Origin of the sequence: Pseudomonas sp. Sample_23 (assembly GCF_004307595.1) — a bacterium.
GTDB lineage: Bacteria > Pseudomonadota > Gammaproteobacteria > Pseudomonadales > Pseudomonadaceae > Aquipseudomonas > Aquipseudomonas atacamensis.
Genome location: NZ_RCNX01000043.1, coordinates 119,618 through 134,450, shown reverse-complemented (window position 1 = coordinate 134,450; position 14,833 = coordinate 119,618). Strand labels below are relative to the sequence as shown.

Below are 14,833 nucleotides of genomic sequence, written 5' to 3'. Positions count from 1 at the left end.
ACTAATTAATCCTTTGAATTCAACAGCTTGAAACCTACTTAGTCATTTAGACACAAATGAACGTATAGTCATCGCGACTACACCTTGTCTCTTTGACTACATAACCATGACCGCTAAATCCCTGCTTACCGCCCTGCTGCCTCTGGTCGCCGACCTCTCCCGCGAACTGCCCGAAGGTGAGCGCTATCGGCGTTTGCTCGAGGCCATGCGCGCCTTGTTGCCCTGCGATGCCGCCGCGTTGTTGCGTCTGGATGGCGAGTCCCTGGTGCCGCTGGCGGTAGATGGCTTGAGTACCGATACCCTCGGCCGGCGCTTCAAGGTCAGCGAGCATCCGCGTTTCGAGATTCTGCTCGCAGGCATCGGGCCGACGCGCTTCGCCGCCGACAGCGACCTGCCCGATCCTTATGACGGATTGGTCGATGGCCTCGACGATCACCTCGAAGTTCACGACTGCCTCGGCTGTCCTTTATTCGTCGATGAAAAACTCTGGGGCCTGATCACCCTCGACGCACTGGACCCGGAGCGTTTCGAGCCGATCGAACTCGACGCCCTGCAAGCCTTCGCCAGCCTCGCCTCGGCCACGGTCAATGCGGCCGAACGCATCGAACGTCTGGCCACCCGCGCCGAAGACGAGCATCAGCGCGCCGAGGTTTACCGTCAGGCCAGCGGTCAGCAGAACCGCGAAATGATCGGCCAGAGCAAGGCGCATAAACGTCTGGTGGAAGAAATCAATCTGGTCGGCGGCAGTGATCTGACCGTTCTGATCACCGGCGAAACCGGGGTCGGCAAAGAGCTGGTAGCCCAAGCGATCCACGCCGCCTCCGCGCGCGCCGACAAACCGATCATCAGCCTCAACTGCGCCGCCCTCCCCGACACGCTGGTGGAAAGCGAACTGTTCGGCCACGTGCGCGGCGCCTTCACCGGCGCCACCAGCGACCGGCGCGGCAAGTTCGAACTGGCCAATGGCGGCACGCTGTTTCTTGATGAAGTCGGCGAGCTGTCGCTGACGGTCCAGGCCAAGTTGCTGCGCGTATTGCAGAGCGGTCAATTGCAGCGCCTGGGCTCGGACAAAGAGCACCAGGTCGACGTGCGTCTGATTGCCGCGACCAATCGTGATCTGGCCGAAGAAGTGCGCAGCGGTCGCTACCGTGCCGACTTCTATCACCGCTTGAGCGTGTACCCGCTGCGGGTGCCGGCCCTGCGCGATCGCGGGCGCGACGTGTTGCTGCTCAGTGGCTTCTTTCTCGAGCAGAACCGCTCGCGCATGGGCCTCAATAGCCTGCGTTTGAACAGTGATGCTCAGGAAGCGCTGCTCGCCTACACCTGGCCGGGCAATGTGCGCGAACTGGAGCACCTGATCGGCCGCAGTGCGCTGAAAGCGCTGGGTAACTGCAAAGTGCGGCCGAAGATTCTGAGTCTGAGCGCGGCGGACCTGGATTTGCCCCGTGAGGTTGTGGATAACGTGGTTGCGCCTGCCAGTGCCGACTTGGCCAATGTGATGCCGATGATCGGTGGTGATTTGCGTAGTGCCACCGATGAGTTTCAGCGGCGGTTGATCGGTACAGTGCTGGAGCGTCACCAGGATAACTGGGCGAGTGCGGCCCGGGAGTTGGGGGTGGATCGGGCGAATCTGGGGCGGATGGCCAAACGACTAGGCATGAAGAGCTAAAAGCACACCCTCACCCTAGCCCTCTCCCAGAGGGAGAGGGGACTGATTGGGGGATATTGAAGAATTCCACTGACGTGAAAGATTTCTTCCGAATCCATAATCGACTCGGTCGTTCAGGTCGGTGTAAAACGCCAGACACCTCCGTCGGCCCCCTCTACCTCTGGGAGAGGGCTGGGGTGAGGGGCAGTGATAGAGAGAACAGCGATCAACTCAAGCCGACTACCCGACAACTAACCTAAAGCCCATCCCTTTAACGCCGATAACACGGCATCAAAAGTTTCTGGCGATTCCCACTCTCGCCCCACAGAAGGTTCTTATGTCCTCCACCAAAGCCCGCGCAGATTCACTTTCGCTTCTGCTGTTTACCTTGCGCAGCGGCAAGCTGATGGCGATCAACCTGCTGAAAGTCAGTGAAATCATCCCCTGCCCGCCGCTGACCAAGCTGCCGGAGTCGCACCCGCACGTTAAAGGCATCGCCTCGCTGCGCGGTGCATCGCTGTCGGTGATCGATCTCAGCCGCGCGATCGGCGAGCGGCCTCTGGAAGATCCCAACGGTGGCTGCCTGATCGTCACCGATGTCAGCCGTTCCAAGCAGGGTCTGCATGTGCAGGCGGTCAGCAAGATCGTCCATTGCCTGACCACCGACATCAAGCCGCCACCGTTCGGCTCTGGCGGCTCGCGCGCCTACATCACCGGCGTGACCTCGGTGGACGGTACGCTGGTGCAGGTGTTGGATATCGAAAAAGTCATCCACAGCATCGCCCCGGCGCAGATCGAAATGGCGCCGACCGACCTGACCATGGAAGACGCTGAAGTGCTCGGCAACGCGCGCATTCTGGTGGTCGATGACAGCCAGGTGGCCCTGCAGCAATCGGTGCACACCCTGCGCAACCTCGGCCTGCAATGCCACACCGCGCGCAGTGCCAAGGAAGCCATCGACTGCCTGCTCGACCTGCAAGGCACCGCGCAGCAGATCAATCTGATCGTCTCCGACATCGAAATGTCGGAAATGGACGGCTACGCCTTCACCCGAACCCTGCGCGAGACCCCGGACTTTGCGCACTTGTACGTCTTGCTGCACACCTCCCTCGACAGCGCGATGAACAGTGAAAAGGCCCGACTGGCCGGTGCCAATGCGGTGCTGACCAAGTTCTCCTCGCCGGAGCTGACCCAACGCCTGATCGAAGCCGCCAAGCACGTCGCGGCCAACGGGCACTGAGTCTTGGCCGAGACGTTTTGCTTTCTGCTGCGGCGCGACTTGAGTGGGGTTCTGCCGGATGCGCAGTGGCCGGACGGGGTTGAGCTGTCCGTCTACTGCGAGGAGCTGGCGCCGGCGGTGCATCAGTTGATGCAGCTCGGACAGCTGGAAGGTGGCGGTCGAGTGCCGTCACTGGACGACTGGCGTCAGCGCTTTGCCAGCGACCCTGAATACGATCCAGCTTTGTGTTTCGTGGCCTGCGATGCCGAGGGCGTGGTGGGCGTGGCGCAGTGCTGGACCAGTGCGTATATCAAGAATCTGGTAGTGCACCCGCGAATGCAGGGCCGGGGGCTTGGACGCGCGTTGTTGCTGCATGCCTTCAGCGTCTTTCAACAGCGGCGCGAGGGGTTTGTCGATTTGCGGGTTCTGGAGGACAACCTGCGGGCGCGGCGGTTGTATGAGAGTGTCGGGATGGTTGTGGTTCGGCGCGAGCTTGTGCCCGACTGATCTACCGCTTTCGCGAGCAGGCTCGCTCCCACAGATGGATTGCATTTCAAACTGTGGGAGCGAGCCTGCTCGCGAAGGGCAGCACTGGCAACTTCCGCTATCCGACAGACTCCAACCTTGGCCATAACCAAGGATGCCCCAACCATGAAAGCCATCACCCTAGCGCTGCTCAGCCTCACCGCCCTCGCCTCCCAGGCCCACGCCTCCAGCCCCGACGCCTGGGCTGCCTATGACAAGACCGTACTCGCCAGCTGCACCAAGGCCAGTGGCCTGAAAAACGTCAAACCGGTCGGCACACCTGCGCAATTCGATGACCGCGTCGGTTACACCGCTGTCCTGCTGCAAGGCCAATACCCGCAAAAACACTTGAAAGGCCAGCAAGGCAGCGAGCTGTGTCTGTACAACAAACAGTCGAAAACCGCGTTCGTCACCGAGTGGGATTCGATTCGTCCGGTCACGAAAACCCACTGAGTGGCGCAGTCCTTGCTTCGATCCGGTTCTGTGCGGTGGTTTTCCGCCACCGTTTCACACCCTGATTGAAGACAGATCGCTCAATGAATACGACGTTTTCCTGCGTAGGTTGCGGCAAATGCTGCACCGACCACCATGTCCCGCTGACGCTCGCCGAAGCCCGCATGTGGGCGGCCGATGGCGGTCAGGTGATCGTGCTGGTCGAGGCATTTCTCGGCAATGGCCTGGGCCTGCCGGCGCAGCAGCGCGAACATGCCGAGCGCCGTTCGGCGTTGGTCCGCAGTGGCACTGCCGATGCTCATGTGGCGATCACCTTTGCCGCCTACAACGTCGGCCCCTGCCGGAATCTTGACGACGACAAGCGCTGCCGGATCTACGAGCGGCGCCCGCTGGTGTGCCGGATTTACCCGGCGGAAATCAATCCGCACATCCCGCTCAATCCAGCTGCCAAGGATTGCCCGCCAGAGTCCTGGGAACAGGGGCCGGAGCTGATCGTGGGCGGCGAGTTGGTTGATCGGGAACTGGTTGAGCTGATCCAGCGTTCGCGTCAGGCGGATCGAGATGACATCAGACTCAAGGATGCGATCTGCGCAATGTTGGGGATTCGCACCACGGCGCTCAAGGGCGACGGGTTCACCGCGTACTTGCCGAACATGGATGCGTTTGCAGCGGTGATCGACCAGGTGAGCGCGCAACCGCTGGCGGCGCGAACCAGTGAATGGCTGTTTCATTTGTCCGGCGATGACGTGGCCGGACAGGTACTGGCTGCGGGTGGGCAGGTGGTGACGGAACCGGCGCAGACTTATGCGTTTATTTCATTGCGCGCGGCTTGATCTGATATTTGTGCTGTAGCGGATGTCGCTTTCGCGAGCAGGCTCGCTCCCACAGGATTGGGTTCTACACAAATCCAATAGTGGGAGCGAGCCTGCTCGCGAAGAGGCCGCCACCATCACTTTCCGATGTCAGCGCTTGCCCATCGACCGACGCGTCCCCGGCGGCGCCATGCCCGGGGTCTTGGTATGGCCATTCTTCGCGCCATTCTTGTACCACGGCTGATTCGAGCCTTTCGCCGAAGCCAGCTCGCCCGGCTTGAACGGGAACTTGAACGCCGGAATCTCGGCCTTGGTTTCGCTGGCGTCAGCCACTTCAGCCGGGACGTCGCTCACAGCGTCGTCAACCGGCGGTTGGGTCGGGGAAGTCATAAAAGCTCCGGGAACAAAAAGTCGGCCCGATCAGTGAGCCGCAAAGGCGCGCAGTATACCTGTGCGCTCTGGCTCGGCATCTGAAGATTTGCACCGTGCGCTGAATGGCTGCCTGGCACTGACACTGCGTGATGATATTTCAGTTCATGCGTTGTTGAACGTCACCCAACAATTGCGACGTGCTCTCCAGCAATTGCTCAAGAAGCGCGTCATCTTCATCCATATAGCCTTCGTATTCGGCGACATTGCGCCGCTCATGGCACAGCGCAAACAATCGCACCTGAACCTTGCTGCTTTGCGTGGTATGGATCAGGCACTGGAATACCAGATAGCGCTTGTCCGATCGATAGCCACTCAGGCGAAGAGCTGTCAGCGCCAGCGCGTGAGCGGCGTTGTAGGCCAAATCGAACCGGCTGGAAAACGACAGTGTGCAAGTGTGCGCATCCTTGAGCCTGTCCAAAGCCGAGCGCATCAGACCTTCACACTCCTTGCGGTCAGGTGGCTCCGCTTTCAGTACACCGCTACGTAGAAGATTCTCCAGACTCTCGTTGCTGCCCATCCTTGGACTCCAAAGGGTTTGCCCCTGACAGATCGATTTTTTCCTGCTGCATCACTCGCATGACAAAACTGTTCTGTGCCGCCAGCTTCCTGGCCCAGTCTTGCGGGGTGTATAGCGTCGGGTTGATGGGACGCCCCAATTGCTCCTCCAACGGCATGAGTCGCTCCATCAACTCACTGTAGTGCAGGCTTTCGCCAATCAGCATGAGATCTATGTCACTGAGTGTGTTCGCCGAGTTTTTGGCGATGGAGCCATACACGAACGCCCACGTGATCTGTTCGGCAAACGGTTCTAATGCCTGACGAAGAGGCTCGGCAAAACCGAATGTCTTGCGCGTGATGCCCAGAAGCTCCGCGTAGATAGGACATGCGGGGTTGGCCTGGTAATGGGTCTGGTTACCCACTCGAGTCATGCTGAGAATCCCGGCTCGTTGCAATCGATCGAGTTCACGCATCAGGCCGCCTTTGCCAACCCGTGCCCAGCGCACAATTTCGTTGGCGTAGAACGTCTGGTCAGGCTTGCCGAACAACAATCCCAACACTTTTTGCTGGGTGGCGGTGAACAGGGCTTCGCTTAAAGAAAGGTTTTCCACTGGCGCAAACCGAAGAGTCCCAAAACAGGAACGATAGGTCCCTTTTAGGGACTTATCAACTCAACGGTAATCGCAGCCACTGCAATTAACGTCGGAAACTGACAATCCTGACAGCCAGCCGTCACCCTGCCGACCGCCTGACCGGTTTATAACTGGTCAATCTGCCCAAACTCCAGACTTCGGCGCCGCGCATGTCCATCCAGAAAAACAAAGTCCTGCTGGCCACTCTCCTGATTCTGCTGGCAGCCGCCGGCCTGTGGTTCGCGCTGAAACCGACGCCGGCCAAACTGGCTACACCGACTGCCATTCCGGTACGGGTGGTGACGGTCAGCGCCAGAGACGTGCCGCGTTACACCAGCGGCATCGGCTCGGTGCTGTCGCTGCACAGCGTGGTGGTGCGCCCGCAGATCGACGGGATCCTGACGAAAATTCTGGTCAAGGAAGGTCAGCTGGTCAAAGCAGGCGACCTGCTCGCCACCATCGACGACCGCTCGATCCGCGCCAGCCTCGACCAGGCCCGGGCGCAGTTGGGCGAGAGTCGGGCGCAGTTGCAGGTCGCGCTGGTCAATCTCAAGCGCTACAAACTGCTCAGCGTCGACGACGGCGTATCGAAACAGACCTTCGACCAGCAACAGGCCTTGGTCAATCAGCTCAAAGCCACGGCACAAGGCAATCAGGCCTCGATCGATGCGGCGCAGGTGCAACTCTCCTACACGCAGATTCGCTCCCCGGTCACCGGGCGCGTCGGTATTCGTACGGTCGATGAAGGCAACTTCCTGCGCATGACCGACACCCAAGGCCTGTTCACCGTCACGCAGATCGACCCGATCGCCGTCGAATTCTCCCTGCCGCAGCAGATGCTGCCGACCCTGCAGAGTCTGATCAGCGATCCGCAACGCGCCCCGGTCAAGGCGTACATCGGAGCCGATACTGATGGCGAAACCGGCAATCTGCTCGGCGAAGGTCAGCTGACCCTGATCGACAATCAGATCAACGCCAACACCGGCACCATCCGCGCCAAGGCCGAATTCGCCAATGCCAGCCAGAAGCTCTGGCCGGGTTTGCTGGTGACGGTAAAAATTCAGACGGCTGTGGATAAAGATGCGCTGGTGGTTCCGCCCACCGTCGTACAGCGTGGCCTCGAACAACACTTTGTTTACCGTGTGAAGGACGACAAGGTCGAGGCAGTGCCGGTACAAATGGTTTATCAGGGCAGCGGCCAGGACATCATCAAAGGTGTCAACGCTGGTGACGTGCTGGTGACCGACGGCCAGTCGCGACTCAAACCGGGCTCGAGCGTGCAAGTCATGAGCGAGCCAGCGCAAGTGGTGCAGGCGGAGCCCAAGCCATGAACTCGCACAAGGGCATCTCGACCTGGTGCATCGATCACCCGGTGGCGACGATTTTGCTGACCTTCGCTCTGGTACTGGTCGGCGTAATTGCCTTCCCGCGTTTGCCGATTGCGCCACTGCCGGAAGCGGAATTTCCTACGATCCAGGTCTCGGCACAGTTGCCCGGCGCCAGCCCCGACACCATGGCTTCCTCAGTGGCCACGCCGCTGGAGGTGCAATTCAGCGCCATCCCCGGCATGACCCAGATGACCTCCAGCAGTGCGCTGGGCTCAACTCTGCTGACCTTGCAGTTCACCCTCGAGAAAAGCATCGACACCGCCGCCCAGGAAGTACAGGCGGCGATCAACACCGCCGCCGGCAAGTTGCCCAAAGACATGCCGACGCTGCCAACATGGAAGAAGGTCAACCCGGCCGACAGCCCGGTGCTGATCCTCAGTGTCAGCTCGACACAGATGCCCGGCACTGAACTCAGCGACCTGGTGGAAACCCTGCTCTCGCGTCAGATCAGTCAGGTCGACGGCGTCGGCCAGATCAACATCACCGGCCAGCAACGCCCGGCGATTCGCGTACAAGCCTCGGCGGACAAACTCGCGGCCATCGGCCTGACGCTGGCCGACATTCGGCTGGCGATCCAGCAAACCAGTCTTAATCTGGCCAAAGGTGCGCTGTACGGCGAATCGAGCATCTCGACGCTGTCGACCAACGACCAGTTGTTCCACCCCGAGGACTACAGCGAGCTCATCGTTTCTTACAAGGATGGCGCCCCGGTTCACCTGCGCGATGTCGCCAAAGTCGTCAACGGTGCGGAAGATGCCTACGTGCAGGCCTGGGCCGGAGATCGCCCCGGTGTGAATCTGGTGATTTTCCGCCAGCCCGGCGCCAACATCGTTGAAACCGTCGACCGCATTCAAGCCGCCCTGCCCGGCCTCGAAGCGATGCTGCCGGCCTCGGTGCAGGTGAAAACCCTGATCGACCGCACGCAGACCATCCGCGCCTCACTGCATGAAGTCGAAATCACCTTGCTCATCGCGATTCTGCTGGTGGTCGCGGTGATGGCGCTGTTCCTGCGCCAGTTGTCGGCGACGCTGATTGTCTCGGCGGTGCTCGGCGTCTCGCTGATTGCCAGTTTCGCCCTGATGTACATCCTCGGCTTCAGCCTGAACAACCTGACGCTGGTGGCGATCGTCGTCGCGGTCGGCTTCGTCGTGGACGATGCGATCGTGGTGGTGGAAAACATCCATCGCCATCTCGAGGCCGGCGATGACATGCGCGAGGCGGCGATCAAGGGGGCCGGCGAGATTGGCTTCACCGTCGTTTCGATCAGTTTCTCACTGGTGGCGGCGTTCATTCCGCTGCTGTTCATGGGCGGTGTGGTCGGGCGCCTTTTCAAGGAATTCGCCCTGACCGCGACTTCGACGATCATGATTTCCGTGGTGGTGTCGCTGACGCTGGCGCCAACCCTTGCCGCGCTGTTTATGCGTAAGCCGGTACATCACGCCAACGCCCAACCCGGTTTCAGCGAACGCCTGCTCGGCTGGTACGAAAAGGGCCTGCGCCGCGCCCTCGATCATCAGAAATTGATGATCGGCGTATTCGGTCTCTCGCTGGCGTTGGCGGTCGCCGGCTACATTTTCATTCCCAAGGGGTTCTTCCCGGTGCAGGACACCGGTTTTGTCCTCGGCACCACTGAAGCCGCTGCGGATATCTCCTACGGCGACATGGTGAAAAAACACTTGGCGATGGCCGAAATCGTCGCGGCCGATCCGGCGGTGCAGGCCTTCTCGCACTCGGTCGGGGTGTCCGGCAGCAACCAGACCATCGCCAACGGGCGCTTCTGGATCGCCCTGAAAAAACGTGGCGACCGCGATGTCAGCGCCAGCCAGTTCATCGACCGCATCCGCCCGCAACTGATGAAAGTGCCCGGCATCGTCCTTTATTTGCGCGCCGGGCAGGACATCAACCTAAGCTCCGGCCCCAGCCGTGCGCAGTACCAATACGTACTCAAGAGCAACGACGGCGCGACCCTCGCCACCTGGACCCAGCGCCTGACCGAGAAACTGCGCAGCAACCCGGCGTTTCGCGACATTTCCAACGATCTGCAACTGGGCGGCAGCATCACCCACATTAGCATCGACCGCAGCGCCGCCGCGCGTTTCGGCCTGACCGCCAGCGATGTCGACGAGGCGCTGTACGATGCATTCGGCCAACGGCAGATCAATGAATTCCAGACCCAGGTCAACCAGTACAACGTGATTCTCGAGCTGGACACCAAACAGCGCGGCAAGGCCGAAAGCCTCAACTATTTCTACCTGCGCTCGCCACTGAGCGGCGAGATGGTGCCGCTGTCGGCGCTGGCAAGGTTTGACGCGCCAACCATCGGCCCGCTGTCGATTGCTCACGACGGCATGTTCCCCGCCGCCAATATGTCATTCAACCTCGCCCCCGGCGTGGCATTGGGCGATGCGGTGATTCAGCTCAACCAGGCCAAGGCCGAGATCGGCATGCCCACCGCGATCAGCGGCAATTTCCAGGGTGCGGCGCAGGCGTTCCAGAGTTCGCTGGCCAGCCAGCCGTGGCTGATTCTGGCGGCGCTGGTGGCGGTGTACATCATTCTCGGCGTGCTTTATGAAAGCTTCGTGCATCCACTGACGATCATTTCGACCCTGCCGGCGGCAGGTCTGGGCGCGGTGATCATGCTGTGGATCTGCGGCCAGGACTTTTCGATCATGGCGTTGATCGGTCTGGTGCTGCTGATCGGCATCGTCAAAAAGAACGGCATCCTGATGATCGACTTCGCGCTCGAGGCGCAGCGCCAGCGCGGTCTGCCGCCGCAGGAGGCGATTTTCGAAGCGTGCATCACCCGGTTCCGGCCAATCATCATGACCACCCTCGCCGCCCTGCTCGGCGCATTGCCGCTGATGCTCGGCTACGGCACCGGCGCCGAACTGCGCCAGCCGTTGGGGATTGCCGTGGTCGGCGGTTTGCTGGTCAGCCAGATGCTGACGCTGTTCACCACGCCGGTCATATACTTATGGCTCGAGCGGCTGTTTCACCGGCACTCACACCCACCAGCCCCAACGCCCGCAACGGCACTGGCGACCACAGACTGAGGCGGTCATGCGCGTTCTGATCATCGAAGACGAAGAAAAAACCGCGGATTATCTGCACCGTGGCCTGACCGAACAGGGCTACACCGTCGACCTTGCCCGCGACGGTGTCGAAGGCCTGCATCTGGCGCTGGAATGCGACTACGCCGTGATCGTCCTCGACGTCATGCTGCCGGGGCTCGATGGCTTCGGCGTACTGCGCGCATTACGTGCGCGCAAGCAGACCCCGGTGATCATGCTCACCGCCCGCGAGCGCGTCGAAGATCGGATAAAGGGCCTGCGCGACGGCGCCGACGATTACCTCGGCAAACCGTTTTCCTTTCTCGAACTGGTCGCCCGCCTGCAAGCGCTGACCCGCCGCAGCGGCGGCCATGAGCCGGTGCAAGTGACCATCGCCGACCTGTGGATCGACCTGATCAGCCGCAAGGCCACCCGCGCTGGAACGCGCCTGGATCTGACCGCGAAAGAGTTTTCCCTGCTCAGCGTGCTCGCCCGTCGCCAAGGCGAAATCCTTTCGAAGACCGCAATCGCCGAAATGGTCTGGGACATCAATTTCGACAGTGACGCCAACGTCGTCGAAGTCGCGATCAAACGCCTGCGCGCCAAGCTCGACGGGCCATTCAACGAAAAACTGCTGCACACCATTCGCGGCATGGGTTATGTGCTGGAGAGCCGTGGTGTCCAGTAACTCGATTGCCTTGCGCCTGAGCGGCATGTTCACGCTGGTGGCGCTGGTGGTGTTTCTGTTGATTGGCGGCGCGCTGTATCAGCAGGTCGACAAAGGCCTGGATTTGTTGCCCGAAGCCGAGCTGGACGCGCGTTACAGCGTGCTCGAATCCACCGTCGGCCGTTACGGCACGCCGGAGCATTGGGTGAAGATCAACAACAAGCTCAAACTGCTCGGTGAGGAAGACAAGCGCATCAGCTTCTGGATCAGCAGCGGTGATCCGCGCTACGAATACGGCAACCTTACGCCGCAGATTCGTGCCGCCATCAATGGCCCGTTGGGCATGCACGATCTGCAACTGCCCGATCAGCCCTACCCGCTGAAAGTGCTGGTCAGTCAGTTCCCCGCCAAGGACCAGCGTCCGCCGTTGCGCTTCATGATCGGCATCGACACCGAGACGCTGCATCAGACCCAGCATCACTTGCTCATCGCCCTGATCAGTCTGGCGATTGTCGGGGTGCTGCTGGCCTCTGCATTGGGCTATTGGGTCGCAAGAATCGGTCTGAAGCCGTTGATCAAACTGTCGCAGGAAGCCCAGCGTCTGGCACCACCGCTGCGCGCCGGACGCTTGCGCCTGTCGCCGCTGCCGCCGGAACTGGAACAGTTTGTCGAGTCGTTCAACTCGACCCTGGAACGGGTCGAACTGGCCTATTCACGGCTGGAATCATTCAACGCCGACGTCGCCCATGAACTGCGCTCGCCGCTGACCAACCTGATCGGCCAGACCCAGGTCGCACTGACTCGCGGGCGCTCCGCCGAACACTATTTCGAAGTGCTGCAATCGAACCTCGAAGAGCTGGAGCGGCTGCGTTCGATCATCAACGACATGCTTTTTCTGGCCAGCGCCGATCAGGGCAACAAGGCGACCAAACTGACCTCGACGTCATTGGCTGATGAGGTGGCGACGACGCTGGACTATCTGGATTTCATCCTTGAAGACGCGCAGGTTGAAGTGCAAGTCAGCGGCGATGCGCAAGTGCAGATCGAGGTCGCGCATCTGCGCCGGGCGCTGATCAATTTGCTCAGCAACGCGGTGCAGCACACCGAACCGGGTCAAGTGATCGAGGTGCGCATCGAGGTTGAAGAACATCAGGTAAGCATTGGCGTAGCCAATCCCGGGACGCCGATTGCCAGCGAGCATCTGCCGAGGTTGTTCGAACGGTTTTATCGGGTTGATGCCTCGCGTAGCAACAGCGGCAATAACCACGGGCTGGGGCTGGCGATCGTCAAGGCGATTGCGCTGATGCATGGCGGGGATGTGTTTGTGCGCAGTGACCGGGGCATGAACACCTTCGGCATTCACCTTCCGGTCTGAATGCTCAGCCAAGCCCTGTGGCGAGGGGATTTATCCCCGCTCGACTGCGCAGCAGTCGCAAATCCTGTGCACAAGGTCCAAGAATCTTTGAGGCTGGAATTCTTGGGGCCGCTTCGCAGCCCAACGGGGATAAATCCCCTCGCCACAGGCCACCATCACGCACAGACCGGGTTGTTACCCGTGCCGATCTTTGCTTTTGCCGTAACAGTCATTTATGAAAATCACGCTGTTTCCCAACCCTCGGCAACCTTATCTTTGCCCGCACCAAACAGCACTCGCCAAGCGAGAAGGTTTTCAAGATGTCCAACAGTATGGGTATTGCCAGCGCATTCGTTTTGTCCTCATTGATCCTGTCGCCGATGGCGATGGCTGAAGAATCGCAAGCGTTCGTGGCGCACAATGTCGCTCGTGCGCAGGCATTCGATCAGCATCAGGCCGAAGTGATGGCCAAGGCTCAAGACGCGACGCAATCCCCGCAGGCCGCTACTTCCCAGGCTCAAGCGCTCGAGAAAGACAGCTGAGTCTCACCGCGAAAGGTTTCCCTCGACGCGGTTGTTTGGCTCTTCCCGTTCAACCGTCGTCACTCCAGGCCGCTGCCATTCAGCGGCCTTTTTTCGTTGTGGTCTGAAAGCCGTCTGCTGCGTCTGTAACAACAAGAAACATCAAGCCGCTCAAGAAACAGAGCGGCCCGCTGACCCAAGGAGCCCCACCGCACGTGTTTTACCCTGTCCGCCTCACCCCGCTGTTCATTGCAATTGCCGCAACGATTGCCCCCGCTGTCCACGCCGATGAGCGTGCCCAACAGGGCTTCGTCGCAGGCTCGAGCCTCAACCTCAACGCCCGCAACTACTACATGAATCGCAACCGCTTGCAGAAGGCGGACGACAATATCGAGTGGGGTCAGGGTTTTCTCGGCGTATTCCAGTCTGGCTACACCGAAGGCACGGTCGGCTTCGGCGTCGATGCCCATGCCATGCTCGGCTTGAAACTCGATGGCGGAGGCGGGACCGACGGTTCGAGCATCCTGCCGGTCAGCGATGGCAACGGCAAAGCGCCGGGCTCGTTCTCCACCGCAGGCGGGACTTTGAAGATGCGCGCCTTCGATACCGAGTTGAAGGCCGGTGATCTGTTCCTCACCAACCCGGTCATCGCCGGCGGCGACACGCGGATGCTGCCGCAGACCTTTCGTGGCATCAGCCTGAGTAACCGCAGCTTCGACGGCTGGCTGATCGAAGGTGGCCAGGCCAGTTTCACCAAACCCTATAACCAGAGTGGTCATACCCGCATCGGAACGTCATACGGCACCCTCGCCGACGGCGACAAAAGCCAGCACCTGAACTGGGCCGGTGTGGCCTGGAGCGGCGTTGAGGGCCTGACCAGCAGCCTTTACGCGTCCGAGCTCAAGGACATCTGGAACCAGTACTACTACGACCTCGACTACACCTGGCAACTGAACGATCTGGTCAGCCTCAACCCGGGCCTGCACTTCTATCACACGCAAGACACCGGCGATGCGCTGCTCGGCGACATCGACAACAACACTTACAGCATGCATCTAACCGTCGGCATCGGCAGCCACAGCGTCACTGCCGCGTATCAGCGGGTCAACGGCAACACGCCGTTCGACTACATCAGCCAGGGCGACAGCGTTTATCTGGACAACTCTCAGCAATACTCGGATTTCAACGGCCCGAACGAACGCTCGTGGAAGCTCAAGTACGCTTATGACTTCACCGGTGTCGGCATCCCCGGCCTGACTTCGGCGCTGTCTTATTCACGCGGCACGGTCGACCTGACCAAAGCCGACCCTAACAGCGCAGGCTATTCGAGCTGGTACAGCGCCGATGGCCGCAACGCCAAGCATTGGGAACGCGACATCGATTTGCAGTACGTCGTACAAAGCGGCCAGGCCAAGGATCTCGCGGTGCGCCTGCAATGGGCGACCAACCGGGGCGGCAACGGCTACGGCGCGATTGATTCGGATACAGATGAATACCGCGTGATCATCGACTACCCGGTCAACGTCTTCTAAGATCGGCGCTGCGTTTTACAGACCCTGTGATTTCCCCTGTGGGAGCGAGCCTGCTCCGGGCGGCGTTCCGACGAAAGCTGATTGTCAGTCAACATCTGTGTT

Annotated in this window: 14 protein-coding genes; 11 read left to right on the top strand and 3 right to left on the bottom strand. The window is 60.5% G+C overall.

Annotation, left to right across the window (positions count from 1 at the left end):
- Positions 1-106 precede the first annotated feature (106 nt).
- The 5 genes from norR to D8U82_RS11595 all read left to right on the top strand — a co-directional run bounded on the left by norR (position 107) and on the right by D8U82_RS11595 (position 4,678).
- Positions 107-1,669, top strand: a complete 1,563-nt coding sequence (gene norR, locus D8U82_RS11615; RefSeq protein WP_130902232.1) for a nitric oxide reductase transcriptional regulator NorR — start codon at positions 107-109, stop codon at positions 1,667-1,669.
- Positions 1,670-1,985: 316 nt separating this feature from the next.
- Positions 1,986-2,888: a chemotaxis protein gene (locus D8U82_RS11610; RefSeq protein WP_016773296.1), complete on the top strand. Its 903-nt coding sequence runs from the start codon at positions 1,986-1,988 to the stop codon at positions 2,886-2,888.
- A gap of 3 nt (positions 2,889-2,891) precedes the next feature.
- The gene (locus D8U82_RS11605) at positions 2,892-3,374 is read left to right on the top strand and encodes a GNAT family N-acetyltransferase (RefSeq protein ID WP_024014234.1); all 483 of its coding nucleotides are present in this window, start codon (positions 2,892-2,894) and stop codon (positions 3,372-3,374) included.
- 144 nt (positions 3,375-3,518) lie between these two features.
- Positions 3,519-3,845: a hypothetical protein gene (locus D8U82_RS11600; RefSeq protein ID WP_130888206.1), complete on the top strand. Its 327-nt coding sequence runs from the start codon at positions 3,519-3,521 to the stop codon at positions 3,843-3,845.
- Between the two features lie 83 nt (positions 3,846-3,928).
- Positions 3,929-4,678 carry a YkgJ family cysteine cluster protein gene (locus D8U82_RS11595; protein WP_024014235.1) on the top strand — a complete coding sequence of 250 codons (750 nt, stop codon included), beginning with the start codon at positions 3,929-3,931 and terminating at the stop codon, positions 4,676-4,678.
- 129 nt (positions 4,679-4,807) lie between these two features.
- On the opposite strand, the gene D8U82_RS11590 is transcribed toward D8U82_RS11595, so the two are convergent.
- The 3 genes from D8U82_RS11590 to D8U82_RS11580 all read right to left on the bottom strand — a co-directional run bounded on the left by D8U82_RS11590 (position 4,808) and on the right by D8U82_RS11580 (position 6,198).
- Positions 4,808-5,047, bottom strand: coding sequence for a hypothetical protein (locus D8U82_RS11590; protein WP_016773292.1), 240 nt, complete (start codon positions 5,045-5,047; stop codon positions 4,808-4,810).
- 139 nt (positions 5,048-5,186) lie between these two features.
- The gene (locus D8U82_RS11585) at positions 5,187-5,606 is read right to left on the bottom strand and encodes a hypothetical protein (protein ID WP_130902231.1); all 420 of its coding nucleotides are present in this window, start codon (positions 5,604-5,606) and stop codon (positions 5,187-5,189) included.
- Positions 5,569-6,198, bottom strand: a complete 630-nt coding sequence (locus tag D8U82_RS11580) for a nucleotidyltransferase domain-containing protein (RefSeq protein WP_123444188.1) — start codon at positions 6,196-6,198, stop codon at positions 5,569-5,571. Before D8U82_RS11580 ends, D8U82_RS11585 begins: the two co-directional genes overlap by 38 nt.
- A gap of 191 nt (positions 6,199-6,389) precedes the next feature.
- On the opposite strand from D8U82_RS11580, the gene D8U82_RS11575 reads away from it, so the two are divergent.
- The 6 genes from D8U82_RS11575 to D8U82_RS11550 all read left to right on the top strand — a co-directional run bounded on the left by D8U82_RS11575 (position 6,390) and on the right by D8U82_RS11550 (position 14,731).
- Complete coding sequence (locus D8U82_RS11575; RefSeq protein ID WP_130902230.1) at positions 6,390-7,550, top strand: efflux RND transporter periplasmic adaptor subunit; 1,161 nt, start codon at positions 6,390-6,392, stop codon at positions 7,548-7,550.
- Entirely contained in the window at positions 7,547-10,660 is a 3,114-nt protein-coding gene (locus D8U82_RS11570; RefSeq protein ID WP_130902229.1) for a multidrug efflux RND transporter permease subunit, read from the top strand. The genes D8U82_RS11575 and D8U82_RS11570 overlap by 4 nt, the downstream gene beginning before the upstream one ends.
- Before the next feature lie 7 nt (positions 10,661-10,667).
- The gene (locus D8U82_RS11565; RefSeq protein WP_016773287.1) at positions 10,668-11,345 is read left to right on the top strand and encodes a heavy metal response regulator transcription factor; all 678 of its coding nucleotides are present in this window, start codon (positions 10,668-10,670) and stop codon (positions 11,343-11,345) included.
- Positions 11,335-12,699, top strand: a complete 1,365-nt coding sequence (locus D8U82_RS11560; protein ID WP_130902228.1) for a heavy metal sensor histidine kinase — start codon at positions 11,335-11,337, stop codon at positions 12,697-12,699. Before D8U82_RS11565 ends, D8U82_RS11560 begins: the two co-directional genes overlap by 11 nt.
- A gap of 299 nt (positions 12,700-12,998) precedes the next feature.
- Positions 12,999-13,220: a hypothetical protein gene (locus D8U82_RS11555; RefSeq protein WP_016773285.1), complete on the top strand. Its 222-nt coding sequence runs from the start codon at positions 12,999-13,001 to the stop codon at positions 13,218-13,220.
- A gap of 194 nt (positions 13,221-13,414) precedes the next feature.
- A complete protein-coding gene (locus D8U82_RS11550) occupies positions 13,415-14,731 on the top strand; it encodes an OprD family porin (RefSeq protein WP_130902227.1) in 1,317 nt (438 codons plus the stop codon).
- The last annotated feature ends 102 nt before the right edge of the window (positions 14,732-14,833 follow it).

Coding starts and splice junctions, on each gene's coding strand:
- norR (WP_130902232.1), top strand. CDS start 107: ATGACCGCTAAATCCCTGCTTACCGCCCTGCTGCCTCTGGTCGCCGAC.
- D8U82_RS11610 (WP_016773296.1), top strand. CDS start 1,986: ATGTCCTCCACCAAAGCCCGCGCAGATTCACTTTCGCTTCTGCTGTTT.
- D8U82_RS11600 (WP_130888206.1), top strand. CDS start 3,519: ATGAAAGCCATCACCCTAGCGCTGCTCAGCCTCACCGCCCTCGCCTCC.
- D8U82_RS11595 (WP_024014235.1), top strand. CDS start 3,929: ATGAATACGACGTTTTCCTGCGTAGGTTGCGGCAAATGCTGCACCGAC.
- D8U82_RS11590 (WP_016773292.1), bottom strand. CDS start 5,047: ATGACTTCCCCGACCCAACCGCCGGTTGACGACGCTGTGAGCGACGTC.
- D8U82_RS11585 (WP_130902231.1), bottom strand. CDS start 5,606: ATGGGCAGCAACGAGAGTCTGGAGAATCTTCTACGTAGCGGTGTACTG.
- D8U82_RS11575 (WP_130902230.1), top strand. CDS start 6,390: ATGTCCATCCAGAAAAACAAAGTCCTGCTGGCCACTCTCCTGATTCTG.
- D8U82_RS11570 (WP_130902229.1), top strand. CDS start 7,547: ATGAACTCGCACAAGGGCATCTCGACCTGGTGCATCGATCACCCGGTG.
- D8U82_RS11565 (WP_016773287.1), top strand. CDS start 10,668: ATGCGCGTTCTGATCATCGAAGACGAAGAAAAAACCGCGGATTATCTG.
- D8U82_RS11555 (WP_016773285.1), top strand. CDS start 12,999: ATGTCCAACAGTATGGGTATTGCCAGCGCATTCGTTTTGTCCTCATTG.